Raw genomic sequence first — 25,619 nt, forward strand, 5'->3', positions numbered from 1 at the left:
GTCAGGCGCCGCCGGCCAGCACGTAGCCCAGGCCCCGCAGATTGCGGATGGACAGCGCATCCGCGCCATTGTCCAGATGCAGCTTCTTGCGCAAGGCGCTGATGTGGGTGTCGATGCTGCGGTCGTAGCGGTCGGGCTTGCGGCCCAGGGCGTACAGGCCGATCTGGTCGCGCGCGACGACCTGGCCGGGGGCGCGCATGAGGATCTCCAGGATGCGCTGTTCCGCGCCGGTGAGCGCGATCTCTTCGTCGCCGATCCGCGCGCGCCCGGTGGCCGGGTCCAGGAACAGCGCGCCCAGCGTCAGGCCGGGCCGGCCAGCGTCCGGCGCTTCATCGAAGCGCCGCTGCACCGCCGTGATGCGGGCCTTGAGTTCGCGCGGGCTGAAGGGCTTGGCCAGATAGTCGTCGGCGCCGAATTCCAGGCCCAGCACGCGGTCGGTCTCGCCGCCATGCGCGGTGAACATGATGACGGGGCGGCGCGAGCGCTGCCGGTAGTGCTTCAGCAGATCCAGGCCGCTGCCGTCGGGCAGCATCAGGTCCAGCAGCACGAGGTCGAAGTCGTTCCGCGCCAGCAGGGCGAGTCCCTGCGCGCCCGTGTGCGCCAGCGTCAGCAGGCAATGGTTGGGTTCCAGGTATTCGCGCAGCATCTGGGCCAGTTCGACATCGTCGTCGATCAGCAGGATGCGGCGCGTCGCCGGGGAATGGGAAAAAGGCATTCGTATCGTCGGTTCTGCACCCGGCAGTTTGGCGGATGGCCGCGGGCCGGAGTGTCAAGAAGTGCAAAGAAAATAAAAGTTGCGGAAAGCGGGTTGCCGGTCTCCGACAGGTCCAATTCTAATATGAGAATAGTTTTCATTCATAAAGTCGAAGAGGGCAGGATGCGGCACGCAGGGTGCCGCACAAGCCAGGGACGGGAGAAATCGGAATCATGAGCAGGAAAAATCAGGCCGGCGGCGGGCGCGCGCCGGGTTCGCGCACACGGCTGGCCGTGGCGCTGTGCGCGGCGGGTTTCGGGATGGGACCGGCGTGGGCGCAGAGTGGGGATGCCGCCAAAACGATGGAAACCGTGGTGGTGACCGCGTCCGGCTATGAACAGCAGATCCAGGACGCGCCTGCTTCGATCAGCGTCATCACCCGCGAGGACCTGGACAAGAAGTTCTACCGCGACCTGAACGACGCGCTGGTGGAAGTGCCGGGCGTCATCGTCACCGGCGGCGGCGACCGCCAGGACATCAGCCTGCGCGGCATGGGCCCGAAGTACACCCTGATCCTCATCGACGGCAAGCGCCAGAACTCCCGCGAAACCCGCACCAACTCGGACTCCTCGGGCGTGGAGGGCGGCTGGACGCCGCCGCTTTCCGCCATCGAGCGCATCGAAGTCGTGCGCGGCCCGATGTCTTCGCTGTACGGCTCGGACGCGATGGGCGGGGTGATCAACATCATCACCCGCAAGGTGCCCGACGCCTGGGGCGGCGAGATCCGCCTGGACACCACGATCCAGGAAAGCAGCAAGTCGGGCGATATCTACCAGGGCAACTTCTACCTGGCCGGCCCGATCAAGACCGATCTCCTGGGCTTGCAGATCTACGGCCAGGCGACGCAGCGCGACGAGGACGACATCGTCAGCGGCTTCCGCAAGCGGAACTCCGAAAGCGTGACCGCCAAGCTGGCGCTGACGCCCAACCGCGACCACGACATCGTCCTGGAAGCGACCACCATGCGGCAGAAGCTCCAGGAAACGCTGGGCAAGACCGTCGCGCCGCTGGCGCCGGGCGAGGCCTGCTCGCGCAACGGATGCCCGGCGTCTTCCGAAACCGACTACCGCAGCAACAAGTGGGCGCTGTCGCACACCGGCCGCTGGGGCTGGGGCGTGTCGGACAGCTATGTGCAGCAGGAAGAGTTCGACAACCGCTCGCGCCAGATGAAGATCAAGAACCTGGACCTGCAGACGAGCTGGTCGCTGCCGCTGGGTTCGCACATGCTGACGCTGGGCGGCAGCTACCTCAACCAGCGCCTGAACGACCAGACCGGCAACCAGTTGGCGGGCGGCCCCAGCAAGGTGGACCGCTACCAATGGGCCCTGTTCGCCGAAGACGAATGGCGCCTGACCGAGAGCTTCGCCCTCACCGCCGGCCTGCGCATGGACGAGGACGAGAACTTCGGCTCGCATTTCAGCCCGCGCCTGTACGGCGTCTGGCACTTGGCGGAACGCTGGACCCTGAAGGGCGGCGTATCCACCGGCTTCCGCGCGCCCGACCTGCGCCAGACGGTGGCCGGCTGGGGCCAGGTCAGCCGCGGCGGCAACATGTACGGCAACCCGGACCTGACGCCGGAAAAGTCGGTGACCGAGGAAATCGGCATTCTGTATGACGACGGCGAAGGCTTCAACGCCGGCCTGACCGTCTTCAACAACGATTTCAAGGACAAGATCACCCGCGTGGCGTGCCCGGCAAGCCAGTGCACGGACGGGCCCAACCAGTTCGGTTCCGACCCCACCACCTACATGAACGTGGACAAGGCGAATTCGCGGGGCGTGGAAGCCAACATGAAGCTGCCGCTGTCGCGCGAATGGTCCCTGACCACCAGCTACACCTTCACGAAGTCGGAACAGAAATCCGGCGAGTACAAGGGCCAGCCGCTGAACCAGTTGCCCAAGCACCTGTTCACCACCACCGTGAACTGGCAGGCGTCGGATGCGCTGCAGGCCTGGGCGCGGGTGAACTACCGCGGCAAGGAAAGCCAGCCCATCACCGGCCCGTCCTCGTCGTCGCTGGTGGCGCCGTCCTACACCTTCGTGGACCTGGGCGGTTCGTACCAGCTCAACAAGACCGTGTCGGTGTACGCCGGTATCTACAACCTGTTCGACAAGCAGGTCGCCTACGACGACTACGGCTACGTCGAAGACGGCCGCCGCTACTGGCTGGGCGTAGGTGTGAAGTTCTGAGACCGGCGGGCGCGCGGCGCCCGCCACATGAAGAGGTACGCATGAAGAAGCAAACGCAAACGGGCCGCGCCCGCCGCTGGTTCGCCCAGGCCGGCGCCGCCCTGGCCCTGGGCGCCGCCACCGCGGTGTGCGCGGCGCAGGCGACGGTGCCGGTGAAGCACGCGCGCGGCGAAACCGCCGTGCCGGCCAATCCGGCGAAGACGGTGGTGATGGACCTGGCCGTGCTGGACACCCTGCACGCGCTGGGCGTGGAGGCGACGGGCGTGCCCAGCGTCGCCAAACTGCCGCCGCAACTCGAACAGTACGCGGACAAGCGTTACCTGAAGGTGGGCACGATGTTCGAGCCCAACTACGAAGTGATCCACGCGGCCGCGCCGCAGGTCATCTTCGTGGCGGGCCGCTCCGCGCCCAAGTACGACGAACTGGCCAGGCTGGCGCCTACCGTCGACCTGACCGTGGACGCCAAGGACCTGGTCGGCAGCGTCACGCGCAACACGGAAACGCTGGCGGCCATCTATGGCAAGCAGGCCCTGGCCAAGGAAAAGCTGGACGCCCTGCGCGCGTCCATCTCGGCCTTGAACGCCAAGGCGGCCGGCGCCGGCACGGCGCTGATCGTGCTGACCACGGGCGGCAAGATGAGCGCCTACGGCCCGGGCTCGCGCTTCGGCGTGATCCATGACGCCTTCGGCGTGAAGCCCGCGACGACGGGGCTGAGCGTGTCCAACCACGGCCAGGCGATTTCCTTCGAGTTCATCGCCCAGACCGATCCGGACTGGCTGCTCGTGATCGACCGCGACGCGGCCATCGGCCGCGAGGGCGTGTCGGCCCAGCGCATGCTGGACAACGAACTGGTGCGCCAGACCAAGGCCTGGAAGAACAAGCGCGTGGTGTACCTGAACGGCTACAACTGGTACCTGATGGGCAGCGCGGGCCTGACGGCCATGCAGCAGAACGTCGACGAGATCGCGGGCGCGCTGGCGGCAGGCAAGTAGGTGGGTTTGCGGCAGTCGATGGGCGGTTGGGGCGGCCTGGCCGCGGTGGCGGCGCTGCTGTTGCTGCTGTGCGCGGCCAGCGTCAGCCTGGGCGCGGGCCAGTTGTCCTGGGCCGCGCTGTGGGGCGGCGAGGACGCGGAGCGCGCCTGGCGCCTGTTGATGGTCAGCCGCGTGCCGCGCACGCTGGCGCTGCTGCTGGCCGGCATGTCGCTGGCCGTGGCGGGGCTGATCATGCAGATGCTGGTGCGCAACCGCTACGTCGAGCCCACGACGGCCGGCACCGTCGAATCCGCGACCCTGGGCATACTGGTCATCACCCTGCTGGCGCCGGACACGCCCGTGATCGGCAAGATGCTGACGGCCACGGGCTTCGCCCTGGCCGGCACCTTGCTGTTCCTGGCGCTGCTGCGCCGCGTGCCGCTGCGCACGCCGTTCATCGTGCCGCTGATCGGGCTGATCCTGGGCGGCGTGATCCACGCGGCGACCACCTTCGTCGCGTACCGCTACGACCTGCTGCAATCGCTGCACGCCTGGACCACCGGCGATTTCTCGGGCGTGCTGCGGGGGCGCTACGAACTGCTGTGGATCGGCTTCGGCCTGGCCTGCGCCGCCTACCTGGCGGCCGACCGGTACACGGTGGCCGGCATGGGCCGGGAGTTCGCGTCCAACCTGGGCCTGAACCACGCGCGCCTGACCCTGGCCGGATTGCTCATCGTGTCGGCGATTTCGGCGGTGGTCGTCGTGACCGCGGGCGGGATCCCCTTCCTGGGCCTGATCGTGCCCAACGCCGTCAGCCTGATGCTGGGCGACAACATGCGCCGCTCCATCCCCTGGGTGGCCGCCCTGGGCGGGATCTTCGTGCTGGCCTGCGACATCATCGGCCGGCTGGTGATCCACCCCTACGAGATTCCCATCGGCACGGTGGTCGGCGTGCTGGGCAGCATCCTGTTCCTGTGCCTGCTGCGCACCCGGAGGAACCGCCTTGCCTGAGACCGCGACCCTGGCATCGGCGGCGGCATCCGCCGCGCGCTCGCCGCAGGCCTGGCGGCTGGGCCTGCTGGCCGCCGCCGCGCTGGCCTGCATGGCCGCCTTCATGACCCTGGGCGCCAACGGGCAGTGGTCTTTCGTGATCCCGTTCCGCGGCGCCAAGCTGGCGGCGATGCTGCTGGTGGCGTATGCCGTCGCGCTGTCGTCGGTACTGTTCCAGACGATCACGCACAACCGCATCCTGACTCCGGCCATCATGGGCTTCGATGCCCTGTACCTGTTGATCCAGGCGGTGGTGGTGTTCGGCTTCGGGCAGGCGGCCGCGGCCGCCAGCCACCCGGTGGCTGCCTTCCTGCTGGAAGTCGGCGCCATGACGGCGTTCGCCTGCCTGCTGTTCCGCTGGCTGTTCGCCGACGGGGTGCGCAGCCTGCACCTGATGATGCTGGTGGGCATCATCTTCGGGCTGCTGTTTCGCAGCCTGTCGAATTTCGTGGTCCGGCTGATCGATCCCAACGAGTTCCTGGTGCTGCAGGACCGCATGTTCGCCAGCTTCAACAGCGTGCGCGTGAGCCTGCTGCCGATCGCGCTGGCGGCCGTGTGCGCGGCCTCGCTGCTGGTCTGGCGCATGCGGCACCGCTACGACGTGCTGGCGCTGGGCCGCGAGATCGCCGTGAACCTGGGCGTGGACTACCGCCGCACGCTGATGCGGACGCTCGCCGCGATCGCGGTGCTGGTGTCCGTGTCCACGGCGCTGGTCGGCCCGGTGACCTTCTTCGGCCTGCTGGTCAGCAACCTGGCCTACCAGGCCATGGGTTCCGACCGGCACCGCTACACCGTCCCCGCCGCGACGCTGCTGAGCGTGATTTTCCTGGTGGGCGGCCAGACGCTGCTCGAGCGCGTGCTGGGCCTGAACACCACGGTCAGCGTGGTGATCGAATTCCTGGGCGGCGTCATGTTCCTCGTCCTGATCCTGCGCAAGGGGCGCCGATGATAGAGATCCAGCAAATCAGCAAGCAGTACGGCGACAGCGTGGTCGTCGACGGCGTCACCCTGTCCCTGCCGGCGGGCGGCGTCACCGCCATCATCGGACCCAACGGCGCGGGCAAATCGACGCTGCTGTCCATGGTCAGCCGCCTGCTGCCCATGTCCGCGGGCCGGGTGCTGGTCGACGGCCTGGACGTGACGAAGGCCGACAGCCGCGAGCTGGCGCGCCGCCTGTCCATCCTGCGGCAGGACAACCACCTGCCGCTGCGGCTGACGGTGAAAGACCTGGTGGCGTTCGGCCGCTATCCGCACACCGGCGGCCGCCTGACGCTGGACGACAAGGGCCACATCGACCGCGCCATCGCCTACCTGAACCTCGAGCCCCTGGCCGATCGCTACCTGGACGAGATGTCCGGCGGGCAGCGCCAGCGCGCCTTCGTCGCGATGGTGCTGTGCCAGGACACCCGCTACGTCCTGCTGGACGAGCCGCTGAACAGCCTGGACATGAAGCACGCCGTCGCCATGATGGGCACCCTGCGCCGGGCGGCCGACGAACTGGGCAAGACCGTGGTGCTGGTCCTGCACGACATCAATTTCGCGTCCACCTACGCGGACCGCATCGTCGCGATGCGGACGGGCCGCATCGCGCATCAGGGAACGCCCGCCGAACTGGTGCGGGCGGAAGTCCTGAGCGAACTGTACGAACTGCCGATCGAGGTGCACGAGATCGGGGGCCGGCGCATCTGCGTGTATTACCGGCAGGCGGCGCTCAGCGCAGCGGCGATTCCCGGGTGAGGCTGTCGGCTTCCAGCGACGCCAGCGCGTCCAGGAACCGCCACGCGAACGATCCCGGCCCCTCGGCCAGGGCGCCGGCGCGCTGGCCGGCAAGCGCGAAACACGACAGGGCGGCCACGGCGGCGGCATAGGGATCGGTCCGCGACACCGCGGCGAACGCGCCGACCGCCGCGGTCAGCGCGCAGCCCGTCGCGGTCACGCGCGGCATCAGCGCGGAGCCGCCCGCGATGCGAACCGAACGCGCGCCGTCCGTCACGAAATCCACCTCGCCGGTGACGGCGACCACGGTGCGGCGAGCCTGCGCGATGGCGGTGGCGGACGCCTCGGCCTGCGCCACCGCGTTGCCGGAGTCCACGCCCTTGCCGGCGCTCTGGCCGCCGGCCAGCGCGATGATTTCGGAAGCGTTGCCCCGGACGATGGCGGGCCGCAGGTCCAGCAGTTGCGCGACCGCCGCGCGGCGGAAGGCCGTGGCGTGGTGCGCCACCGGGTCCAGCACCCAGGGCGTGCCGGCCCGGCCGGCGGCGCCGGCGGTCAGCAGCATGCTGTCCAGCCAGGGCGCCGACAGCGTTCCGATATTGATCACCACCGCGCCGCTCAGGCGGGCGAACTCCGGCGCTTCCTCGGCGGCGTGGACCATGGCGGGAGAAGCGCCGATGGCCAGCAGCGTGTTGGCCGCGTAGTTCATCGATACGAAATTGGTCAGGCACTGCACCAGGGGCGCGTCGCGGCGCACGGCCTCAAGCAGGTCTTGCGAGATCCGGGCCTGGGCGGCGTGGGAGAGAGGGCGGGCTTGCATGCCGGGCGGTCCTTGCGGGAAGAACGCGCTGGCGGGGAGGGCGGCTGGGCGCGACGCCTGTGTGGCGTACACGCTCGAGGCCGCGGCACCGTCCCTACGCCAGCGTTATCTGGATCAGGTTCGACGGGTCGCCGTGCACTGCGGGCCCGGTCCGGGCCCGCCAACGGATTCTCAGCTTCTTGCCGAAGCTCCCCGGGTGGATTTCCCGTATGTTCCGAGCGCGGGATGGGGTTGTCAAGTTCCCCCGGACGGGCCCATCAGGCGCGAGACGTGTCGAAGGCCAGCAGATTGCGCTTCACGAGGCTCAGCATGTCGGCCAACTGGTGGCGTTGGCCGGCGCTGAGCCCCTGCAGGATGGCTTCGCTCATGACGTCGCTCTTGACGCGCATGCGTTCGATCATGGCGCGGCCTTCCGGCGTCAGCAGCACCAGCTTGGTGCGCCTGTCCTGTTCGTCCGCCCCCCGGCGCACATAGCCCAGCGCTTCCAGGCGATCGACCAGGCCGCCGAGCGCGGCGCGGCCCAGGTCCAGCACGTCGGCCAGGTCGCTTTGCGACATGCCGTCGTGCCGCGACAGGTGCGCCATGACCCACCACTGCGACCGCGTGATGCCTTCGGGCTTCATGACTTCGTCGAAGACTTTGCGGCGCAACCTGGACACATCGTGCATCAGGAAGCCCAGCCGCTGGTCCCAGTTTTCCTGCGCGGTATTGACTGCCTTGTCGGTCATTCAGGCATCCTCCAGCCGGATCAGGCGCTTGCCCATGTTCTTGCCTTGATAGAGATCGGCGATCGACCCCGGCGCGGCTTCGATGCCGTCCAGGATTTCTTCGCGAAAGCGCAGTTTCCCCTCGCGCACCAGCGGCGCCAGCGCAGCGACGGCTTCCTCGTAGCGGTGTTCATAATCCCACACCAGAAAGCCCTGCATGCGCGCCGCCTTGTTGAGCAGATGCCGTTCCACGCGCGGACCCGTCGGCCATGGATCCCAACTGGCCACGGACGCCGTGCCGCAGACGACGATACGGGCGTGCCGGTTGATCAGCGGGATCACCGCATCGCTGATGCGCCCGGCGGTATTGTCGAAATAGACGTCCACGCCGTCGGGGCAGGCCTGCGCCAACGCCTGCGCCAACTCGGGCGCATGATAATCCACCGCCGCGTCGAAGCCGAATTCCTCCACGCACAGCCGCGTCTTGGCCGCGCCGCCCGCGATGCCCACGGCCCTGCACCCCAGGTGGCGCGCCAGTTGCCCCGCGACCGAGCCGACGGCGCCCGCGGCGGTGGAGACGACCACGGTCTGTCCGGCCCGAGGTTCGCCGCAGGCGTTCAGCGCGAAGTAGGCGGTGACGCCGTTCAGGCCCAGCACGCCCAGCGACAGCGACAGCGGCAAGTCGGTCTCCAGCACGCGCCGCCGGATCGCCCGTCCGTCGGTCACGGCATAGTCCTGCCAGCCCAGCATGCCCATCACCAGGCAGCCTTCGGGATAGCGCGGATTGCGCGATGCGACGACCCGTCCGGCCGCGAACGAGCGCATGACCTCGCCGATGGCCACGGGGTCCGAGTAGTTGGCGGCGGCATTGACCCAACCGCGCATGGCCGGATCCACCGACAGGTACAGGTTCCTGACCAGGACTTCGCCTTCCTTCGGTTCCGGCACCGGCGCGGTGCGGATATCGAAGTGCGCGGCCTGCGGAATGCCCAGCGGCCTTTCTTTCAAGACGACCTGCCGATTCACCAGATTCCCGGTCATTGCTTGTCTCCTTGGGGTTGTTCCCAATATTGTATGGATGCATACAGTATGTTAGCGTTCATTTTAACGCGGCCGGCCGGGATGTCCATGGCCAGGCGGGACAAAAGTTCCACGACGCGGCGCCAAGGAGACACGACGATGGCAGGGTTGTACTTCGAGCAGTTCCAGGTCGGGCAATGCTTCCGGCATGACGTGCGGCGTACGGTCACCGAGACCGACAACGTCCTCTTTTCCTCCATGACCATGAATCCCGCCGCCATCCATCTGGACGCGGAATACGCCAAGACCACCGAGTTCGGCCGTCCGCTGGTGAACAGCGCGTTCACGCTGGGCCTGATGGTCGGCATTTCCGTGGGCGACACCACGCTCGGCACCACGGTGGGCAACCTGGGGTGGGACGAGGTGCGCTTTCCCGGCCCCGTGTTCGCCGGCGACACCTTGCGGGTGGAAACGGAGGTGCTGGAACTGCGCGACAGCCGTTCGCGTCCGCAGAACGGCATCGTGGTGTTCGGCCATAGCGCCTACAACCAGCGAGACGAACTGGTCGCCAGTTGCCGCCGCGTGGCGCTGATGCTGCGCCAGGCCGCCTGAAGCCGCCGGCCGGCTTGCGCCGATTTTTCCTTCATTCGAAAGGCAGCCCATGGATTTCGCGCTTACCGACGAGCAGATCGCCATCCGCCACGCCGTACAGGATTTGTGCGCCGGATTCGACGACGATTACTGGACCCGCAAGGACAGGGAAGGCGGTTTCCCCGAGGACTTCTACCGCGCCATGGCGGGCGCCGGCTGGCTGGGCGTGGCCATGCCGGCCGAATACGGGGGGGCGGGCCTGGGCATCCAGGAAGCCGCGCTGATGATGGAGACCGTGGCCGCTTCCGGAGCGGGCATGGCCGGCGCGTCCTCCATCCACATGAACGTGTTCGGGCTGCATCCGGTGGTGGTGCACGGCAGCGACGCGCAACGCGCGCGCTGGCTGCCGCCCATCATCAGCGGCGAGCAGAAAGCCTGCTTCGGCGTGACCGAGCCGAATACCGGCCTGAACACGCTCAAGCTGCGCACCCTGGCCGTGCGCCGCGGCGACCGCTACGTGGTCAATGGCCAGAAGATCTGGATATCGACGGCGCAGGTGGCCAGCAAGATTCTGCTGCTGGCGCGCACGACGCCGCTGGACCAGGTGACCGGGCCGACTCAGGGCCTGAGCCTGTTCTACACCGACCTGGACCGCAGCCGCGTCAGCGTGCGCGAAATCGAAAAGCTGGGGCGCAAGGCCGTCGATTCCAACGAGCTGTTCATCGACGGCCTGGAGGTGCCGGTCGAAGACCGCATCGGCGAGGAAGGCAAGGGCTTTTCCTACATCCTGCACGGCCTGAATCCCGAGCGGGTCCTGCTGGCGGCCGAGGCGACCGGGCTGGGGCGGGCGGCCTTGCGCCGGGCCGCCGCCTACGCCGGCGAGCGGATCGTGTTCGACCGGCCCATCGGCCAGAACCAGGGCGTGCAGCATCCGCTGGCCGAACGCTGGGTGGAGCTGGAGGCGGCCGAGCTGCTGTACCGCCGCGCCGCCTGGCTGTACGACCAGGGACAGCCCTGCGGCGCCGAGGCCAACGCGGCCAAGTTCTTCTGCGCCGAGGCGGGCTTCCGCGCCTGCGAGACGGCGGTGCTGACCCATGGCGGCATGGGCTACGCGAAGGAATACCACGTCGAACGGTATTTCCGCGAGGCCATGCTGCCGCGCATTGCGCCGGTCTCGCCGCAATTGATTCTTTGCTACATCGCCGAAAAAGTACTGGGCCTGCCCAAATCGTATTGAGGAGACAAGCATGCGCAAATCCCCCAAAGTCATCATCACCTGCGCCGTCACCGGCTCGATCCACACGCCGTCGATGTCGCCCTACCTGCCCATCACGCCCAGGCAGATCGCGGACGACGCGGTAGCGGCCGCCGAGGCCGGAGCCGCCATGCTGCACTTGCACGCGCGCGATCCGGAGACCGGCAGGCCCGACCAGGATCCGAAGCTGTTCGCCCAGTTCCTGCCCGAGATCAAGGCCCGCAGCAACGCCATCCTGAACATCACCACGGGGGGCGGCCTGGGCATGTCGCTGGACCAGCGGCTGGCGCCGGCCAAATGGGCGCAGCCCGAGGTCGCGTCCATGAACATGGGATCGCTCAATTTCAATATCGCGGGTGCCGGCGACCGCGTCAGCGAATTCAAGTTCGATTGGGAAAAGCCCTATCTGGAGATGACGCGGGATTTCATTCTGTCGAACACGTTCGCGCAGATCGACCGAGGCCTGCGCGAACTGTCGGACCTGGGCACGCGATTCGAGTTCGAATGCTATGACGTCGGCCATCTGTACAACCTGGCGCACTTCGTCGACCGCGGCCTGGCCAAGCCTCCGTTCTTCCTGCAGTGCATTTTCGGCATCCTGGGCGGCATAGGCGCCGACCACGAGAACTTGCTGCACATGCGCACCATCGCCGATCGCCTGTTCGGCGATGACTATTACCTGTCGGTGCTGGCCGCGGGCCGCCACCAGATGCCGTTCGTCACCGCCAGCGCGCTATTGGGCGGAAACGTGCGCGTGGGGCTGGAAGACAGCCTGTACGCGGGCCGCGGCAAGTTGGCCACGTCCAACGCCGAACAGGTCGCGAAGATCCGCCGCATCCTGGAAGAGCTGTCGCTTGAAATCGCGACGCCCGACGAGGCGCGGGCCATGATTCAAACCAAGGGCGGCGACAACGTCGCTTTTTGAGCGCCGCGAGGCGCGCGCAGGAGACGGATGCAATGGATGCCTTGCAAGGGTTGAGGGTGGTGGATTTTTCCAAGGTGCTGGCCGGCCCCTTGTGCACGCAGTATCTGGGCGACATGGGGGCGGAGGTCATCAAGGTGGAGCCGCTCAAGGGGGACGACACACGCCGCTGGCCGCCGTTCCGGAAAGACGACGGCACGGTGTTCCTGAGCGTGAATCGCAACAAGCGCAGCGTGGCGCTGGACCTGAAATCGCCCGAGGGCCGCGAAGCGGCGCAGCGGCTGATCGCCACGGCGGACATCGTGGTGGAGAGTTTCGGCCCCGGGGTGGCGGCACGGTTGGGTATCGATTACGACAGCGCGGCGGCGCTGCGCCCGGACGTGGTCTATTGCAGTATCTCCGGCTTCGGCAGCAAAGGGCCGCTGAACAAGGGCAAGGGCTACGACGTCATCCTGCAGGCATTCTGCGGCATGATGTCCATCACGGGAGAAGAAGACGGGCCGGCGGTCCGCAGCCCGATCTCGCCCATCGACCAGGCCACGGGCATGCACGCCGCCACCGGGATCCTGGCTGCGGTAGTGCGCAAGCTGCGCACAGGCAAGGGCTGCAAGGTCGAGGCGTCGCTGTTCGATACGGCGGTCGGGTTCATGGGCTACGTGATGCAAAGCTACTGGGAGCGTGGCAGCGAGCCGCGCCGCTGGGGCTCGGCCCATGAGTCCCTGTGCCCGTATCAGGTGTTCGAGGCCAGCGACCGCCCCTTGCTGCTGGGTGTCGCGAACGATTCGCTGTGGCGCGCCTTCTGCGACGAGGCCGGCAGGCCCGGCTTGGCGGATGACCCGCGCTATGCCACCAACGCGGACCGGGTGCACAACCGCCGGGAAGTGCTGGAGCTGGTGTCGGAGATCATGCGCGGCGACGACCGGGACGCCTGGATCCGGCGGCTGGCGCGCGCCGGCATTCCCTGCGCGCCCATCCAGGGCGTGGGCGAACTGCTGGCGCACGAGCACATGGCCGCCAGTGAAATGATCCATCGCTTCGCCGATTCGGCGCACGGCGAATTGAACGTGGTGTCGCAACCGCTGCGTTTCGACGGCCAGCGGCCCAGACCGGTATCGCCGCCGCCCAGAGTGGGCGAGCACACGGGGCAAGTGTTGGCCGAGCTGGGCTACGGTCCGGCCGCCATCGGCCGCTACCTGGACGCGCTGGCGCCGCGGGCCGGCGCGGCGCCAGGGAAGGAGGCCTGAGATGTCCATCGATTTTCAAGAACAGGACGGCGTGGCGCTGATCACCATCAACCGCCCCGAGAAAAGCAATGCGCTGGACCGCGAGCACTATGACGCCTTGTCCGAGGCCTGGCGCCGGGTCCGCGACGACGACGCGATCCGCGTGGCGGTTATCACCGGAGCGGGAGACCGGGCCTTTTGCGCCGGCGCGGACCTGAAGTCGTTCGTCGGAGCGCCGCCGAGTCTGGCGGCGCTGATGCACACGCAGCAGGGCCAACTGCTGAACCGCGGGCTGGAAGTGTGGAAACCCGTCGTCGCCGCGGTCAACGGGCACTGCCTGGGAGGCGGCATGACGCTGCTGTTGGCCACCGACCTGCGGGTGTGCGTGCCCACGGCCACCTTCGGCCTGACGGAAGTCCAGCGCGGCGTCTTTCCGGCCAATGGCGGTACCCAGCGCGTGGCCCAGCAATTGCCGCATGCCATCGCCATGGAAATGCTGCTGCTGGGCGATGCCTTCGACGCCGACGCCGCCAACCGCTGGGGCCTGGTGAACCGGGTCGTGCCGCGCGAGGAACTGCTGCCGGCGGCCATGGCGTATGCGCGCAGGCTAGCCGCCAATGCGCCGCTCGCGGTGCAGGCGGCCAAGGAACTGGCTTTGCGCAGCCGCGACGCCGACCTGGCGACGGGCCTGCGGCTGGAACAGTTGTTCCTGCGCTTGTTGCAGGACTCGCAGGATGTCGCCGAAGGTACGCGGGCATTCGCCGAACGGCGCGCCCCGAGATTTCAAGGACAGTGAGGAGCAAGAAAATGGCATTGAGATCGATGTTGTTCGTCCCCGGGGATAGCGAGCGCAAATTGGCCAAGGCCCCGGCCGCCGGCGCCGACGCCCTGATCCTGGACCTGGAGGATGCGGTGGACGCGGCGCGGCTGCCGGCGGCGCGCGTCATCGTGAGGGAATACCTGGCGGCGCGTCCCGCGTCGGGCCCGGAACTGTGGGTGCGCATCAACCCCCTGGATTCGGGCCTGGCGCTGGACGACCTGGCGGCGGTGGTGAGGTCGGCGCCCGACGCCATTCTGCTGCCGAAAGGCCAGGGCGCGCAGGCCATCGTCACGCTGGACCATTACCTCACCGCGCTGGAAGCGCGCGAAGGCCTGGAGCCCGGCGCCATCGGCATCATGCCGGTTGCCACCGAGACCGCGGGCGCCATGTTCAACCTGGGCGGCTATGCGGATTGCAGCCCGCGCTTGCGCGGGCTGACCTGGGGGGCGGAAGACCTGGCCGCGGTGCTCGGAGCGGCCAGCAATCGGCGCGAAGACGGCGAGTACGACTTTACGTATCAGCTTGCGCGCTCTCTCTGCCTGCTGGGCGCCACCGCGGCAGGCGTGCCCGCCATCGACACGATATGGGGCAATTTCCGGGATACGGAAGGCCTGCGCAAGGACGCGGCGCGGGCGCGGCGCGCCGGCTTCACCGGCAAGATCGCGATCCATCCGGACCAGGTGGCCGCCATCAATGAGGCATTCACGCCCGATCCCGCGGATGTCGAGCGCGCGCGCCGTATTGTCCAGGCGTTCGAGCAGGCGCCCGGGGCCGGCACGCTGCAACTGGACGGAGAAATGTTGGACCGCCCGCATCTGAAGCAGGCGATGCGCATTCTGGCCAGCGTCCCGGCCGCAGGCTGAACCCGCTGGGGCGGGACCGACGAAGGTCCTGTCCCGAGCCCACGGCGACCGTCCGGAACAAGGCCGGCGCCTCTTCAAGGAGAGAGACATGATGCGTTCCGTATTCAAGCCGCTATGCGCCGCCGCCTGGCTCGCGCTGACTCTGGCGGGGCCCGCGAAGGCGGCGGACTATCCATCCCAGCCCGTGAAACTGATCACGGCATTCGGCGCGGGCAGCGCCAGCGACATCGTCGCCCGCCTGATCGGCGAGCGCCTGCAGGCGGCCCTGGGGCAGGTCGTGATCGTCGAGAACCGGCCCGGCGCTTCGGGCCAGATAGCCGCCGACATGGTGGCGCGCGCCCAGCCCGACGGCTACACGATCATGCTGGCCACGAACACCACCCATTCTTCCAATCCCTACCTGTACAAGAACCTCCGCTACGATCCGATCAAGGATTTCACGCCGCTGGTGCAGGTCTGCAATTTCCCGTTCGTGCTGGCGGTCAGCGCCAAGTTGCCGATCAACAGCGTCGACGATCTGTTGCGCTACGGCAAAACCAATCCCCAGGGCCTGAACTATGCCTATGGCAACAGCACCGGCCAGATCTCGGCCGCTTCGTTCGACAAGCTGACCGGGCTGAAGGCGACGGCCATTCCCTACAAGAGCACGCCGCAGGCGATGACGGACATCATCGGCGGACGCGCCACGTTCATGTTCGTGGACCTGGCGTCGGCCACCGCCCACATCCAGGCCGGCACCTTGAAGGCGCTGGCGGTATCGACCGAGAAACGCAGTTCGCTGGCGCCAAGCCTCCCGAGCGTATCCGAGGCGCTGGGACAGCCCGGGTTCGACCTGGCCGCCTGGGTCGGAATCTTCGGGCCCGCGAAGCTGCCGCCGCCCATCGCCCAGCGGCTGGGCGACGAACTCTACAAGATCGTGTCGTCGGAAGAGATCAAGGGCAAGCTGGTCCAACTGGGGGCGGAGCCCATGCCGGCGCCGGCGTCGGAGTTCGGGCCTTTCGTGGCGCAACAGGAAAAGGTCTGGGGAGACAAGGTCAGGCAGGCGGGCATTCAGCCGGAATGACTCGCCTGCGGGCGAAATCGCGGACGCTGCGCGCCTAGCCGGCGTTGCCGGGCGCCGGTTTACCGCCAAGCGTACGCGGCCACCCGAGGCGGATAAAACCGCCCCCGCCGCAGCCCGCTCCGCAACGCTTGCGCCTACGCTGTCCCGTTTCGGGAGGCGTATATCACAGGCCGTATTTTCTGCATCGCGTTCGTGGCGGGCTCGGGACTGGTGCAGGTGACGCCGCGCCTGCCCGGGGCCGGCGCGGCGTGGCTGTTGGCGGGGGCGTGCCTGCTGGCGCTTGCCGCTTTACTGCGCTCGCGCCATGGGGGCGCGAAGGCCTGTTCGGCCCTGGCGCTGGGCCTGTGCGCGGGGCTGCTCAATGCCGGCGCGCGGGCGCAATGGCGGTTGGACGACGGGCTGGGTGACGTCCACCATGACGCCGTATCCCGGCTGGTGCTGCGCATCGCCGAACTGCCGGATGGCGACGAGCGCGGCCAGCGTTTCGTGGCCGAACTGCACGAGCCCGCCGCGCCGGGCGTTCCGTCCCGCATCCAGGTCGCCTGGCAGGCGGCGCCGGGCGCGCAGGCGGGGCTGCCCACGCTGATGCCGGGGCAGGTGTGGCGCATGGCGCTGGTGCTGCGGCGCCCGCACGGCCTGCTGAACCCCGACGGGCCGGACGCGGAAGGGCGTCTCTTCGCGCGGGGCCTGCGCGCGGTGGGCACGGTGCGCGGACAGCCCCGCCTGCTGGCCGACCGGCCGTGGGCGACGCCGGGCGTGGCGATCGAACGCGCGCGCCATCGCGTCAGGGAGGGTTTGCGCGCCGCGCTGGGCGAGCACCGCTACGCGCCGGTGCTGATCGCCCTGGCGATCGGCGACCAGGCGGGCGTGGCGCGCGAGGACTGGCGCCTGTTCAACCGCAGCGGCATCACGCATCTCGTGTCGATCAGCGGCATGCACGTCACGTCGATCGCCGGCATCGTGGGCCTGCTGGTGGCCGCCGTCTGGCGGCGCGCGCGCTGGCGGGGAGTGGGTCTGGCCGAATACGCACCAGCGCGCGCGGCGGGCGGGGCCGCCGCCGCCATCGCCGCGCTGCTGTATTGTCTGCTGGCCGGCTGGGGCGTGCCGGCGCGCCGTACCTTCTTCATGCTGTCGGTGGCGCTGGCGGCGTCCGTGTCGCGCCTGCCCGTGTCGGCGGACAGGGTATTGGCCAGCGCCGCCGCGGCGGTGGCGGCGCTGGATCCGTGGGCGCCGCTGGCGCCGGGGTTCTGGCTGTCGTTCGGGGCGGTTGCCGTCCTGCTGCGCATCGCGGACGCGCCGTTCGACGCGGAGGCCGGCTGGCGGGCGCGCTGGGCGGCGCGGCTGGCCCAGGCGGCGCGGCTGCAACTCATGGTGACGCTGGGCCTGACGCCGCTGCTGGCGTACCTGGTCCATCAGGTGTCGCTGGGTTCGCCCCTGGCCAATGCCGTGGCGATTCCCGCCGTGACTTTCATCGTGACGCCGCTGGCGCTGCTGTGCGCGGCCCTGTCGGCGGTGCCGGGCGCCGGAGGCATGGCCGCGCTCGCGGGGCGGGCGGGCCTGCATGCGTTCGAGCTGACCATGGCCCCGGTCGCCTGGGTGGGCAACGCCGAGTGGGCCAGCTTTCCGGTGGCCGCGGCGCCCTGGCCGTGGCTGGCGCTGGCGGTGGCCGGCATGGCCTGGGCGTTGCAGGTTCGCGGATGGCCGGGCCGGCGGCTGGGGTGGGCCTGCATGCTGCCCCTGCTGTTCTGGCGTCCGGACAGGCCTGAACCGGGATACTGGCGCATGAGCGCCCTGGACGTGGGGCAGGGCAGCGCCATCCTGGTGGAGACGGCCAGCCAGGCCCTGCTGTTCGACGCCGGGCCGCGCCACCATGGCGGCAGCGACGCCGGCGAGCGCGTGGTCGCGCCCTTCCTGCAGGCGCGCGGCATCCGGCGGCTGGACGTGCTGGTCCTGTCGCACGCCGATATCGACCACGTCGGCGGCGCGCAAGCCGTGTTGGCGGCGGTGCCGGTGCTGCGCGGCTACGCTTCGTTCGACCTGGCGGCGTTCCTGCGGCGCGATGCCCGCCTATGGCCGGATGCGGGTAAGTTGCCAGCCGCCCCGCCGCGCGACGCGCAGCGATGCCGGCGCGGACAGCAGTGGGAAGCGGACGGCGTGACGTTCACGTTCCTGCATCCGGCGCGCGACGGCGGCGGGGCGCCGGAAGACCGCAACGCGGAAAGCTGCGTGCTGCGCGTGGAAGGCGCGGCCCATTCGCTGTTGCTGACCGGGGATGTGGGCCTGGCGCAAGAGCGCGAACTGGCCGCGTCCGGGCTTCCCGCCACGGACGTGGTGCTGGCTCCGCACCATGGTTCTTCGTCGTCGTCGGGCCGGGAGCTGGTCGCCGTCACGGCCGCCGGCCACGCGATCGCGCAGGCCGGCCATCTGAACCGCTTCCGCCACCCGGCCCGCGCGGTGGAGCTGCGGTGGACGCGCGCGGGCGCGGCGTTCTGGCGCAGCGACCGCGACGGCGCGGTGACGGCGCGCTCAGGCCCGGACGGACTGGAGGTATGGGCCGAGCGGGAGCGCGGGCGGCGGTATTGGCATGGGCACTGAGGGGCCGCCGGCCACGGCGGAGCCAATGGCTCGGCAGGATCCGAACTGTGGCCCTCCCGCGGGGCGGGATTCAGGGCTCTTTGCCAAGTCCTCCCTGTCCATTGCCCGCAAGAGCGCGTTCCAGTCATCCTGCGTCGCGGCGCCGGCCGCCCCTTGGGGCCTAGTTCGCGCCCAACAGGTTCGCGCTCTTGACCAGGGATGACACGCGTTCCGAATCGCGCTTGAGCAGATCCGAGAAGGCCACGGGCCCGCGTTCCTGGGTGTTCGGCGCCTGCGCCGCCAGTTGCTCGAGCCGGGTCTTGAACTCGGGCGTGTCGATGGCTTGCGACAGGGCGGCGGACAGCTTGTCGACGACGGGCTGGGGCGTGCCGGCGGGCGCGACCAGGCCGTTCCAGATGGCCAGGTCGAACTCGGGGAGGCCGCCCTCCGCGAACGTGGGAATGTCCGGGCTTTGCGCCAGACGCGACGTTCCGGTCACGGCGATGGCCTTGACGCGCTTGTCCTGGTGCAGCGGCAGCATGGTCACGGTCTGGTCTATGACCCCGTCGATCATCCCGCTCATCAGGTCGGTGAGCGCCGGGCCCGTGCCGCGGTAGGGAATGAGCTCGCCGCGCGCGTTGGCGAAATGCAGGAACATGGCCTCGGCCAGGTGCGCCGTGCTGCCCGGGCCGCTCGAACCCAGATTGAGCTTGACGGCTTTTTCGTCGCGGATGCGCTTGAGCATGGCGGGCAGGTCCTGGATGCCGCTCTTGTTGCTGACCGACAGCACCATGGGCACCGTCGCGACGATGCCGATGGGCGCCAGCTCCTTCTGCGGGTCGTAGTTGGCCTTGGGGTGCAGGTGCGGCAGGATCGCCAGCGACATGTTGTTGAAGGCCAGGGTATAGCCGTCCGGCGTGCTCTTTTGCAGTTTCTGCATGCCGATCAGGCCGCCCGCGCCGCCCGAGTTTTCCACGACCACCGTCTGGCCAAGCTGCTTGCCCAGCGAGGTGGCCACCAGCCGGCCCAGCGTGTCGCTGGTGCCGCCCGGCGCGAACGGCACGATGACTGTGATGGAACGGCTGGGGTAGTCCTGGGCGGCGGCCGGGGCGGCGAAGGTTGCGGCAGTCAGGGCGGCGCACAGGATGGGGGCGATTCGTAGCATTGGGGTGTCTCCTCGTAATGTCTTTGTTGTGGAAGGGGGTGTCCCGCGGTCAGCGGGCCAGTGCGCGGCAGACGGCTTGCGTCATGTCGGTGCAGCTTGCGGTGCCGCCGAGATCGCGCGGCACGTGGTCGCCTTTGGCGAGCACGCGTTCGACCGCGAGTTCGATGCGCTGGGCGGACTCGGTCAGCGCGGCGTCGCCGTGCTTGTCTCCCAGCCAGCGCAGCATGAGCGCGCCGGACAGGATGGTGGCCAGCGGGCTGGCGGCGTTCTGGCCGGCGATGTCGGGGGCGGAGCCGTGCGCGCCCTGGAACAGGCCGTGCGTATCGCCCAGTTCCGCCGACGCCGACAGGCCCATGCCGCCGATGGTGGCGGCGCCCAGGTCGGAAATGATGTCGCCGAACATGTTCTCGGCCACGATCACGTCGTAGAAGTCGGGGCGCTTGAGCATGTGCACCGTGATCGCGTCGGCGTAGGCGTAATCGATTTCGACGTCGGGGTAGGCCGCCGCCACGTCGTCGCAGACGCTGCGGAAGAAGGCGTAGGTGCGCAGGATGTTGGCCTTGTCGCAGACCGTGACGCGGCGCTTGCCGTCGCGCGGCGCGCCCTTGCGCTGGCGGGCGAGATCGAACGAGAAGCGGGCGACGCGCTCGATGCCCTTGCGGGTGACGACGATGGTGTCGGTGGCCACTTCGTCGCGCAGCACGATGCCGCCGCCACGGCTTGCGTAGAGGCCTTCGGTGTTTTCGCGCACGATGACGTAGTCGATCTGCCCCGGCTTGAAGTGCTTGAGGGGCGAGTCGACGCCCTGGTACAGGCGGATCGGGCGGACGTTGGCGTACAGGTCCAGCCGGAAGCGCAGGCGCAGGTGCAGGTCGTTGCCGACTTCGGTGCCGTCGGGGTAGGTCACGCCGGGCATGCCCGCCGCGCCGTGCAGGATGGCGTCGGCCGCCTTGCAGGCGGCGTAGGTGTCGTCAGGCAGCACGTGGCCCGACTTGACGTAGTGGTCGGCGCCGCCGTCATAGCTGCTGAACGCCAGCAGGTCGGCGCCGCAGGCTTCTTTCAGCACGGTTATAGCCGATTGGCAGACTTCGGGGCCGATGCCATCGCCGTCGATGGTCGCGATTTCATATGTAGCCATGTCTAGCTGTCTCCTGAGGTGAAACTTGGGATGGGGGGCCGCGCCAGGGGGCGCGGCCGCGCGCGGCGCGCTACCAGTTGGTGGCGATGTACTTGGCTTCCATGAATTCCAGCAGGCCGTGGTGCGCGCCTTCGCGGCCCAATCCGCTTTGCTTGACGCCGCCGAAGGGCGCGGCCGGATCGGAGACCAGGCCCCGGTTCAGGGCGATCATGCCGCTTTCGATGCGTTCCGATACCCGCATGCCGCGCGCGAGATCGCGGGTGTACACATACGCCACCAGGCCGTATTCGGTGGCGTTGGCCAGGGCCACGGCTTCGTCTTCGGTATCGAAGGCCACGATGGGCGCCACGGGGCCGAAGATCTCCTCGCCCAGCAGGTCGGCGTCGGGCGGCACGTCCACCAGCACCGTAGGCGCGTAGAAGTAGCCGCGCCGGTCCAGCCGCGCGCCGCCGGTGCTGATCCGCGCGCCCTTGGCGACGGCGTCGTCCACCAGCGAGGCCACCTTCTCCACCGCGCCCGCGTTGACCAGGGGGCCGCATTGCGTATCCGCGCCGACGCCGTCGCCGGTCTTCAGCGCGGCCATGCGCTCGGCGAACCGGGCGCTGAACGCCTCGAGCGCGCCGCGCTGCACGTAGAAGCGGTTGGCGGCGGTGCAGGCCTCGCCGCCGTTGCGCATCTTGGCGAGCATGGCGCCTTCCACCGCGGCGTCGATATCCGCGTCGTCGAACACCAGGAACGGCGCGTTGCCGCCCAGTTCCATCGAGCAACTGATGATGGAGTCGGCGGCCTTGCGCAGCAGCACGCGGCCGACTTCGGTCGAGCCGGTGAAGGAAAGCTTGCGCACGCGCGGGTCGTCCAGCACGGCATTGGCGAACTTGCCGGCCGACGAGGTGGTCACCACGTTCACCACGCCAGGAGGCACGCCGGCTTCTTCGAGCAGGCGGGCGACGGCATAGGCGGTCAAGGGCGTTTCCGTGGCCGGCTTGAGGATGCAGGTGCAGCCGGCGGCCAGGGCGGGCGCGATCTTGCGGGTGGCCATGGCGGCGGGGAAGTTCCACGGCGTGATCAGCAGGGCGACGCCTATCGGCTGGTATTGCACGATGATGCGGCTGGCGCCGCTGGGCGATACGCTGATGTCGCCATTGATGCGCACGGCTTCTTCGGAAAACCAGCGGAAGAACTCGGCGGCATAGGCGACTTCGCCGCGCGCATCCGCCAGCGCCTTGCCGTTCTCCATCGAGATCAGGCGGGCCAGGCTCTCGGCGTCGCGCATCATCAGTTCAAAGCACTTGCGCAGGATCTCGCCGCGCTGGCGCGCCGGGGTCGCGGCCCAGCCGGCGGCGGCGCGCGAGGCGGCGTCCACGGCGGCGGCGGCATCTTCCAGCGTGGCGTCGGCCACGCTGGCGATGGTCTGCTCGGTGGACGGATCGAGCACGTCGATGCGGCGGCCCGAGGTCGAGGCGCGCCAGGCGCCGTCGATGTAAAGGTCAGTGGACAGCTTGCTGGCCTCGGTGGTCATGTGTCAGCTCCGGGTAGGGGAAGTAGGGGGGTTATCGGGCGTCGCGGAACGAACCCCGCCCGGCATGGGCGGCGGCCACGATGGCCGCGATGCCTGCCTGGTCCAGCGGGCGGGGATTGTTCGTGACGAGGCGGGCCGCCAGCAGGGACTGCCCGGCGATCCAGTCGAGCTGGTCCGCGCGCACGCCCAGGCCTTCCAGCGTGGCGGGGATGCCGATGCGCGCGAACAGCTCGTAGACGTGGCGGGGGGCGTTGGCGGCCAGGCGGCCCGGGTCGGTTTCCGGATCGCCCATGGCCCGCGAGATGTCCGCGTAGTCGTCCGCGCAGGCCGGCGCGTTGAAATCCATGACGTAGGGCATCAGCGTGGCCACGCCCGCGCCATGCGCGGTGTGGGTCAGGGCGCCGATGGGATACTGGATGGCGTGGGCCGCCGCCGTTCCCGCCACGCCGAAGGCCAGGCCCGCGGCCAGCGCGGCGGCCATGACCTGGCCCCGGGCGTGCAGGTCCGAGCCGTCTTCGACCGCGCGGGGAAGGTGGGAAGCGAGCGCGCGGATGGCGATCAGCGCCTGCTGGTCGCTGAAGGCGTTCTTGCCGACGAACACGCGCGTCTGCGCGATGTCGGGATCCGGGCTGCGCCGCACCGCGGTCAGCGCTTCGATGGCGTGGGTCAGCGCGTCGGCCCCGGCGATGGCGGTCAGCCCCCGGGGGCAGGTCAGCGTCAGTTCCGGATCGCAGATGGCCGTGTGGGGAATCAGGTGCGGGCTGGACACGCCGACCTTCAGATCGCGCGCGCTGTCGGCCAGCACGGCCACGGGCGTGACCTCGGAACCCGTGCCCGAGGTGGTGGGCAGGGCGATCACCGGGATCGTGGGGCCCGGCACCTTGTATTCGCCGTAATAGTCGGCGGCCTCGCCGCCGTGCGCCAGCAGCAGGCTGACGAGCTTGGCCATGTCCAGGCAACTGCCGCCGCCCAGCCCCACGATCGTGTCGGGCTGGAACGCGCGGTGCGCGGCGACGCATTCGTAGACGCCTTCGACGGGCAGGTCGGGCTGGGTGCGGTCGAACACCTGGACGCGCACGCCGGCGCTTTCCAGGGCCGCGAGCAGCCCGGCCATTTCCGGCGTGCCGGCGAAGCGCTCGTCGGTGCAGATCAGCGCGCGCCGGCCCAGGGCGGCGGCGACGCGGCCCAGCGCATGGCGCTGGCCGTTGCCGAACAGCACGGCGCGCGGCGTGCGCATGATTCCAAACAAATCGGTCATTGCGGATCCTTGAGGAGGAGTCGTGTGGAGTTCAGGCGGCGCATTGCGCCAGGTCGAGAATGCGGTGCCAGACGTCATCGGCCAGTTCGATGCCGGTTTCCAGGCGCTGGCGGCGTTCGGCGCGGGCCCGGTCGCCCGGCACCGCGACGGACCGCCCGGGCAGCAGGGCGGGGCAGGCGCGGATCTCGTCCAGATAAGCGGAAATGCGGGCGGCGACCGCGCCGGATCCCGCTTCGACCACGATGAAGACGTCGCCCTTGTTGCAGGCGGCGCTGGAATCCAGCGTGCCCTTGACCGCCGTGCCGAGCGCGGAGGCCGTCAGGCTGGCGACCAGCAGTTCGAACGCCAGGCCCAGCGCGTAGCCTTTGGCCTCGCCGAAGGGCGCCAGCGCGCCGGACTTGGCGGCGGCGGCGTCCGTGGTGGGGTTGCCGGCGCCGTCCAGCGCCCAGCCTGGCTCGAGCGCCCGGCCATGGTTGGCGTAGTCGTGGATCTTGCCCATGGCGACCTGGCTGGTGGCCATGTCCAGCACGAAGGGTTCGTCCTCGGTGGGCACGCCGATCGCGATGGGGTTGGTGCCGATCAACGCGCGGCGGCCGCCCCAGGGATGAACCAGGGCTTCGCTGGTCGACAGGGCCAGCAGGATCTGGCCTTCGCGGGCGACCTGTTCCGCATACAGCGCCAGCATGCCGATATGGTTGTTGTTGCTGACCGCCGCGATGGCGATGCCGGTCTCGCGGGCGCGTTCGCGGATCTGGTCCAGCGCCGCCAGCGCGATGACGGGGCCGAGACCGCGCTCGCCATCCAGGTCCAGGAAGGCGGGCGAGCGCCAGACGGCTTTGCCGCGGGTCTTCGGGTCCGCCACGCCGTTATGGATGCGTTCGATGATGCGCGGCAGGCGCAATAGCCCGTGCGAGGCGCGGCCCCGCAGTTCGGCTTCGAGCAGCAGGTTGGTCTGCGTCGCGGCATGGCCCGCGGGGGTGCCGGCCTGTTCCAGCGCGCGCATGCAGACTTCCCATGCCTCCCCCATTTTTATCGTTGTCGTCATAGTCTCGGTAAGTGGTTAAATCCGATCGGATCTGAAATACGATCTGATTTATGCTAACCTCGTAACAAATTGGACGTCAACCGATTATTGGCAAACCTAGGGGACAACCATGACGACTCTCTCCCTCGGCTCCACAGCCGCGTCCTCGGCCGCGCCCGGCGGGCCGCGCCTGGGCGAGCGCGTGCGCTCATTGGGCGATGAGGTCTACGAAACGCTGTTGTCGCAGCTCATTTCCTTGAAGATCGCGCCAGGGATGCGGATCGCGGTGGACGCGCTGGTCCGGGAATTGGGCGTGTCGCAAACGCCGATCCGCGCCGCGCTGATCCGGCTGGAAACGGAAGGCCTGGTCGTGAAGACGCACCACGTGGGCTACAGCGCCGCGCCCATGCCGTCGCGCCGCCGCTTCGAGCAGATGTATGAACTGCGCCTGCAACTGGAACCGTTCGGAGCCAGCCTGGCCGCGCAACGCATGACGGACGCGTCGCGCCAGCAATTGGCGGCGCTGTCGGCCGCGATGAGCGCGCCGAGCGCCGACGACGCGCGCGTGGCCTACGGCAAGTTCGCCGTGCTGGACGCGCAATTCCATTCCTGGATTGCGGAGCAAAGCGGCAATGAACTGCTGGCCGAGGCGCTCGCGCGGCTGTATGCGCACACGCATTTGTTCCGGCTGCGCTTCCATTCCCGGGTGACGGAAGAGGCCGTGACCGAACATGCGCGCATCGTGCAGGCGCTGGACCGGCGCGATGCCGACGGCGCCCAGGCCGCCATGCGCGACCATATCCTGCGGTCGCGCGAACGCATGGCGCCATTCTTCGAAATGCTGGATTGAGGCATGGCACGCCGTCGCCGGCGGGCCGAAGCTGTGTCATATTCCCCTTCTTTGAAAAGCCAGGCAGGGGCGCGCGCATGATGGGCAACGGAAAAGAAGCGGTGGAGAACGTCCGGCTGCGGCCGGCGCT

At 69.0% G+C, this 25,619-nt stretch carries 23 protein-coding genes and 1 riboswitch; of the genes, 14 read left to right on the forward strand and 9 right to left on the reverse strand.

All coding sequences use genetic code 11. The annotated features are described in order from the left end of the window. Window position 1: 1 nt before the first annotated feature. On the reverse strand, window positions 2-715 hold the full coding sequence (locus AVE30378_RS17440; protein WP_129242133.1) for a response regulator transcription factor: 714 nt from the start codon (window positions 713-715) through the stop codon (window positions 2-4). A 212-nt stretch (window positions 716-927) separates the two neighbouring features. Here AVE30378_RS17440 and AVE30378_RS17445 point away from each other — a divergent pair, with 212 nt between their 5' ends. The 5 genes from AVE30378_RS17445 to AVE30378_RS17465 are packed head-to-tail and all read left to right on the forward strand — an operon-like array spanning window position 928 to window position 6,701. Next, on the forward strand, window positions 928-2,943 hold the full coding sequence (locus tag AVE30378_RS17445; RefSeq protein WP_129242134.1) for a ligand-gated channel protein: 2,016 nt from the start codon (window positions 928-930) through the stop codon (window positions 2,941-2,943). 41 nt (window positions 2,944-2,984) lie between these two features. Beyond that, window positions 2,985-3,935 (forward strand): siderophore ABC transporter substrate-binding protein, encoded by a 951-nt coding sequence (locus AVE30378_RS17450; RefSeq protein WP_129242135.1) that lies wholly within the window; start codon window positions 2,985-2,987, stop codon window positions 3,933-3,935. Between the two features lie 18 nt (window positions 3,936-3,953). Then, complete coding sequence (locus tag AVE30378_RS17455; RefSeq protein WP_129242236.1) at window positions 3,954-4,925, forward strand: ABC transporter permease; 972 nt, start codon at window positions 3,954-3,956, stop codon at window positions 4,923-4,925. Beyond that, entirely contained in the window at window positions 4,918-5,913 is a 996-nt protein-coding gene (locus tag AVE30378_RS17460) for an iron chelate uptake ABC transporter family permease subunit (RefSeq protein WP_479683715.1), read from the forward strand. Before AVE30378_RS17455 ends, AVE30378_RS17460 begins: the two co-directional genes overlap by 8 nt. Continuing rightward, window positions 5,910-6,701 carry an iron ABC transporter ATP-binding protein gene (locus tag AVE30378_RS17465; RefSeq protein WP_129242136.1) on the forward strand — a complete coding sequence of 264 codons (792 nt, stop codon included), beginning with the start codon at window positions 5,910-5,912 and terminating at the stop codon, window positions 6,699-6,701. Before AVE30378_RS17460 ends, AVE30378_RS17465 begins: the two co-directional genes overlap by 4 nt. Here AVE30378_RS17465 and thiM read toward each other — a convergent pair. The 3 genes from thiM to AVE30378_RS17480 form a co-directional block, all read right to left on the reverse strand. After that, the gene (thiM, locus tag AVE30378_RS17470) at window positions 6,676-7,497 is read right to left on the reverse strand and encodes a hydroxyethylthiazole kinase (RefSeq protein WP_129242137.1); all 822 of its coding nucleotides are present in this window, start codon (window positions 7,495-7,497) and stop codon (window positions 6,676-6,678) included. The genes AVE30378_RS17465 and thiM overlap by 26 nt on opposite strands. Before the next feature lie 73 nt (window positions 7,498-7,570). Next, window positions 7,571-7,702, reverse strand: a riboswitch (TPP riboswitch). Window positions 7,703-7,754: 52 nt separating this feature from the next. Next, on the reverse strand, window positions 7,755-8,225 hold the full coding sequence (locus AVE30378_RS17475; RefSeq protein ID WP_129242138.1) for a MarR family winged helix-turn-helix transcriptional regulator: 471 nt from the start codon (window positions 8,223-8,225) through the stop codon (window positions 7,755-7,757). Then, window positions 8,226-9,245 (reverse strand): NADP-dependent oxidoreductase, encoded by a 1,020-nt coding sequence (locus tag AVE30378_RS17480; RefSeq protein ID WP_129242139.1) that lies wholly within the window; start codon window positions 9,243-9,245, stop codon window positions 8,226-8,228. 87 nt (window positions 9,246-9,332) lie between these two features. On the opposite strand from AVE30378_RS17480, the gene AVE30378_RS17485 reads away from it, so the two are divergent. From AVE30378_RS17485 to AVE30378_RS17520, 8 genes are all read left to right on the forward strand, one after another. Then, window positions 9,333-9,836, forward strand: coding sequence for a MaoC family dehydratase (locus AVE30378_RS17485; protein WP_338879100.1), 504 nt, complete (start codon window positions 9,333-9,335; stop codon window positions 9,834-9,836). 49 nt (window positions 9,837-9,885) lie between these two features. Continuing rightward, window positions 9,886-11,052, forward strand: a complete 1,167-nt coding sequence (locus tag AVE30378_RS17490) for an acyl-CoA dehydrogenase family protein (protein ID WP_129242141.1) — start codon at window positions 9,886-9,888, stop codon at window positions 11,050-11,052. A 10-nt stretch (window positions 11,053-11,062) separates the two neighbouring features. Further along, entirely contained in the window at window positions 11,063-11,995 is a 933-nt protein-coding gene (gene kce / locus AVE30378_RS17495) for a 3,5-dioxohexanoate:acetyl-CoA acetone transferase (protein ID WP_129242142.1), read from the forward strand. A gap of 32 nt (window positions 11,996-12,027) precedes the next feature. After that, complete coding sequence (locus AVE30378_RS17500; protein WP_129242143.1) at window positions 12,028-13,236, forward strand: CaiB/BaiF CoA transferase family protein; 1,209 nt, start codon at window positions 12,028-12,030, stop codon at window positions 13,234-13,236. Between the two features lies 1 nt (window position 13,237). Continuing rightward, window positions 13,238-14,011, forward strand: a complete 774-nt coding sequence (locus AVE30378_RS17505; protein WP_129242144.1) for an enoyl-CoA hydratase/isomerase family protein — start codon at window positions 13,238-13,240, stop codon at window positions 14,009-14,011. A gap of 11 nt (window positions 14,012-14,022) precedes the next feature. Then, a complete protein-coding gene (locus AVE30378_RS17510) occupies window positions 14,023-14,898 on the forward strand; it encodes an HpcH/HpaI aldolase/citrate lyase family protein (protein ID WP_129242145.1) in 876 nt (291 codons plus the stop codon). Between the two features lie 88 nt (window positions 14,899-14,986). Beyond that, a complete protein-coding gene (locus tag AVE30378_RS17515; RefSeq protein ID WP_129242146.1) occupies window positions 14,987-15,961 on the forward strand; it encodes a Bug family tripartite tricarboxylate transporter substrate binding protein in 975 nt (324 codons plus the stop codon). A 192-nt stretch (window positions 15,962-16,153) separates the two neighbouring features. Further along, window positions 16,154-18,556 (forward strand): DNA internalization-related competence protein ComEC/Rec2, encoded by a 2,403-nt coding sequence (locus AVE30378_RS17520; RefSeq protein WP_244235082.1) that lies wholly within the window; start codon window positions 16,154-16,156, stop codon window positions 18,554-18,556. Between the two features lie 160 nt (window positions 18,557-18,716). Here AVE30378_RS17520 and AVE30378_RS17525 read toward each other — a convergent pair whose 3' ends face one another. The 5 genes from AVE30378_RS17525 to AVE30378_RS17545 all read right to left on the reverse strand — a co-directional run bounded on the left by AVE30378_RS17525 (window position 18,717) and on the right by AVE30378_RS17545 (window position 24,660). Next, a complete protein-coding gene (locus AVE30378_RS17525) occupies window positions 18,717-19,700 on the reverse strand; it encodes a Bug family tripartite tricarboxylate transporter substrate binding protein (RefSeq protein WP_129242148.1) in 984 nt (327 codons plus the stop codon). 49 nt (window positions 19,701-19,749) lie between these two features. Further along, window positions 19,750-20,838, reverse strand: coding sequence for an isocitrate/isopropylmalate dehydrogenase family protein (locus tag AVE30378_RS17530; RefSeq protein ID WP_129242149.1), 1,089 nt, complete (start codon window positions 20,836-20,838; stop codon window positions 19,750-19,752). Between the two features lie 70 nt (window positions 20,839-20,908). Continuing rightward, on the reverse strand, window positions 20,909-22,357 hold the full coding sequence (locus tag AVE30378_RS17535; protein ID WP_129242150.1) for an NAD-dependent succinate-semialdehyde dehydrogenase: 1,449 nt from the start codon (window positions 22,355-22,357) through the stop codon (window positions 20,909-20,911). A gap of 31 nt (window positions 22,358-22,388) precedes the next feature. Continuing rightward, window positions 22,389-23,615, reverse strand: coding sequence for an iron-containing alcohol dehydrogenase (locus AVE30378_RS17540; protein ID WP_129242151.1), 1,227 nt, complete (start codon window positions 23,613-23,615; stop codon window positions 22,389-22,391). Between the two features lie 31 nt (window positions 23,616-23,646). After that, window positions 23,647-24,660, reverse strand: a complete 1,014-nt coding sequence (locus tag AVE30378_RS17545) for an Ldh family oxidoreductase (protein ID WP_244235083.1) — start codon at window positions 24,658-24,660, stop codon at window positions 23,647-23,649. A gap of 109 nt (window positions 24,661-24,769) precedes the next feature. Between AVE30378_RS17545 and AVE30378_RS17550 the strand changes: the two genes are divergently transcribed. After that, entirely contained in the window at window positions 24,770-25,489 is a 720-nt protein-coding gene (locus AVE30378_RS17550; protein ID WP_129242152.1) for a GntR family transcriptional regulator, read from the forward strand. The last annotated feature ends 130 nt before the right edge of the window (window positions 25,490-25,619 follow it).

Origin of the sequence: Achromobacter veterisilvae (genome assembly GCF_900496975.1) — a bacterium.
GTDB lineage: Bacteria > Pseudomonadota > Gammaproteobacteria > Burkholderiales > Burkholderiaceae_B > Achromobacter > Achromobacter veterisilvae.

Coding starts and splice junctions, on each gene's coding strand:
- AVE30378_RS17440 (WP_129242133.1), bottom strand. CDS start 715: ATGCCTTTTTCCCATTCCCCGGCGACGCGCCGCATCCTGCTGATCGAC.
- AVE30378_RS17445 (WP_129242134.1), top strand. CDS start 928: ATGAGCAGGAAAAATCAGGCCGGCGGCGGGCGCGCGCCGGGTTCGCGC.
- AVE30378_RS17450 (WP_129242135.1), top strand. CDS start 2,985: ATGAAGAAGCAAACGCAAACGGGCCGCGCCCGCCGCTGGTTCGCCCAG.
- AVE30378_RS17455 (WP_129242236.1), top strand. CDS start 3,954: ATGGGCGGTTGGGGCGGCCTGGCCGCGGTGGCGGCGCTGCTGTTGCTG.
- AVE30378_RS17465 (WP_129242136.1), top strand. CDS start 5,910: ATGATAGAGATCCAGCAAATCAGCAAGCAGTACGGCGACAGCGTGGTC.
- thiM (WP_129242137.1), bottom strand. CDS start 7,497: ATGCAAGCCCGCCCTCTCTCCCACGCCGCCCAGGCCCGGATCTCGCAA.
- AVE30378_RS17475 (WP_129242138.1), bottom strand. CDS start 8,225: ATGACCGACAAGGCAGTCAATACCGCGCAGGAAAACTGGGACCAGCGG.
- AVE30378_RS17480 (WP_129242139.1), bottom strand. CDS start 9,245: ATGACCGGGAATCTGGTGAATCGGCAGGTCGTCTTGAAAGAAAGGCCG.
- AVE30378_RS17485 (WP_338879100.1), top strand. CDS start 9,333: ATGGCCAGGCGGGACAAAAGTTCCACGACGCGGCGCCAAGGAGACACG.
- AVE30378_RS17490 (WP_129242141.1), top strand. CDS start 9,886: ATGGATTTCGCGCTTACCGACGAGCAGATCGCCATCCGCCACGCCGTA.
- kce (WP_129242142.1), top strand. CDS start 11,063: ATGCGCAAATCCCCCAAAGTCATCATCACCTGCGCCGTCACCGGCTCG.
- AVE30378_RS17500 (WP_129242143.1), top strand. CDS start 12,028: ATGGATGCCTTGCAAGGGTTGAGGGTGGTGGATTTTTCCAAGGTGCTG.
- AVE30378_RS17505 (WP_129242144.1), top strand. CDS start 13,238: ATGTCCATCGATTTTCAAGAACAGGACGGCGTGGCGCTGATCACCATC.
- AVE30378_RS17510 (WP_129242145.1), top strand. CDS start 14,023: ATGGCATTGAGATCGATGTTGTTCGTCCCCGGGGATAGCGAGCGCAAA.
- AVE30378_RS17515 (WP_129242146.1), top strand. CDS start 14,987: ATGATGCGTTCCGTATTCAAGCCGCTATGCGCCGCCGCCTGGCTCGCG.
- AVE30378_RS17525 (WP_129242148.1), bottom strand. CDS start 19,700: ATGCTACGAATCGCCCCCATCCTGTGCGCCGCCCTGACTGCCGCAACC.
- AVE30378_RS17530 (WP_129242149.1), bottom strand. CDS start 20,838: ATGGCTACATATGAAATCGCGACCATCGACGGCGATGGCATCGGCCCC.
- AVE30378_RS17535 (WP_129242150.1), bottom strand. CDS start 22,357: ATGACCACCGAGGCCAGCAAGCTGTCCACTGACCTTTACATCGACGGC.
- AVE30378_RS17540 (WP_129242151.1), bottom strand. CDS start 23,615: ATGACCGATTTGTTTGGAATCATGCGCACGCCGCGCGCCGTGCTGTTC.
- AVE30378_RS17545 (WP_244235083.1), bottom strand. CDS start 24,660: ATGACGACAACGATAAAAATGGGGGAGGCATGGGAAGTCTGCATGCGC.
- AVE30378_RS17550 (WP_129242152.1), top strand. CDS start 24,770: ATGACGACTCTCTCCCTCGGCTCCACAGCCGCGTCCTCGGCCGCGCCC.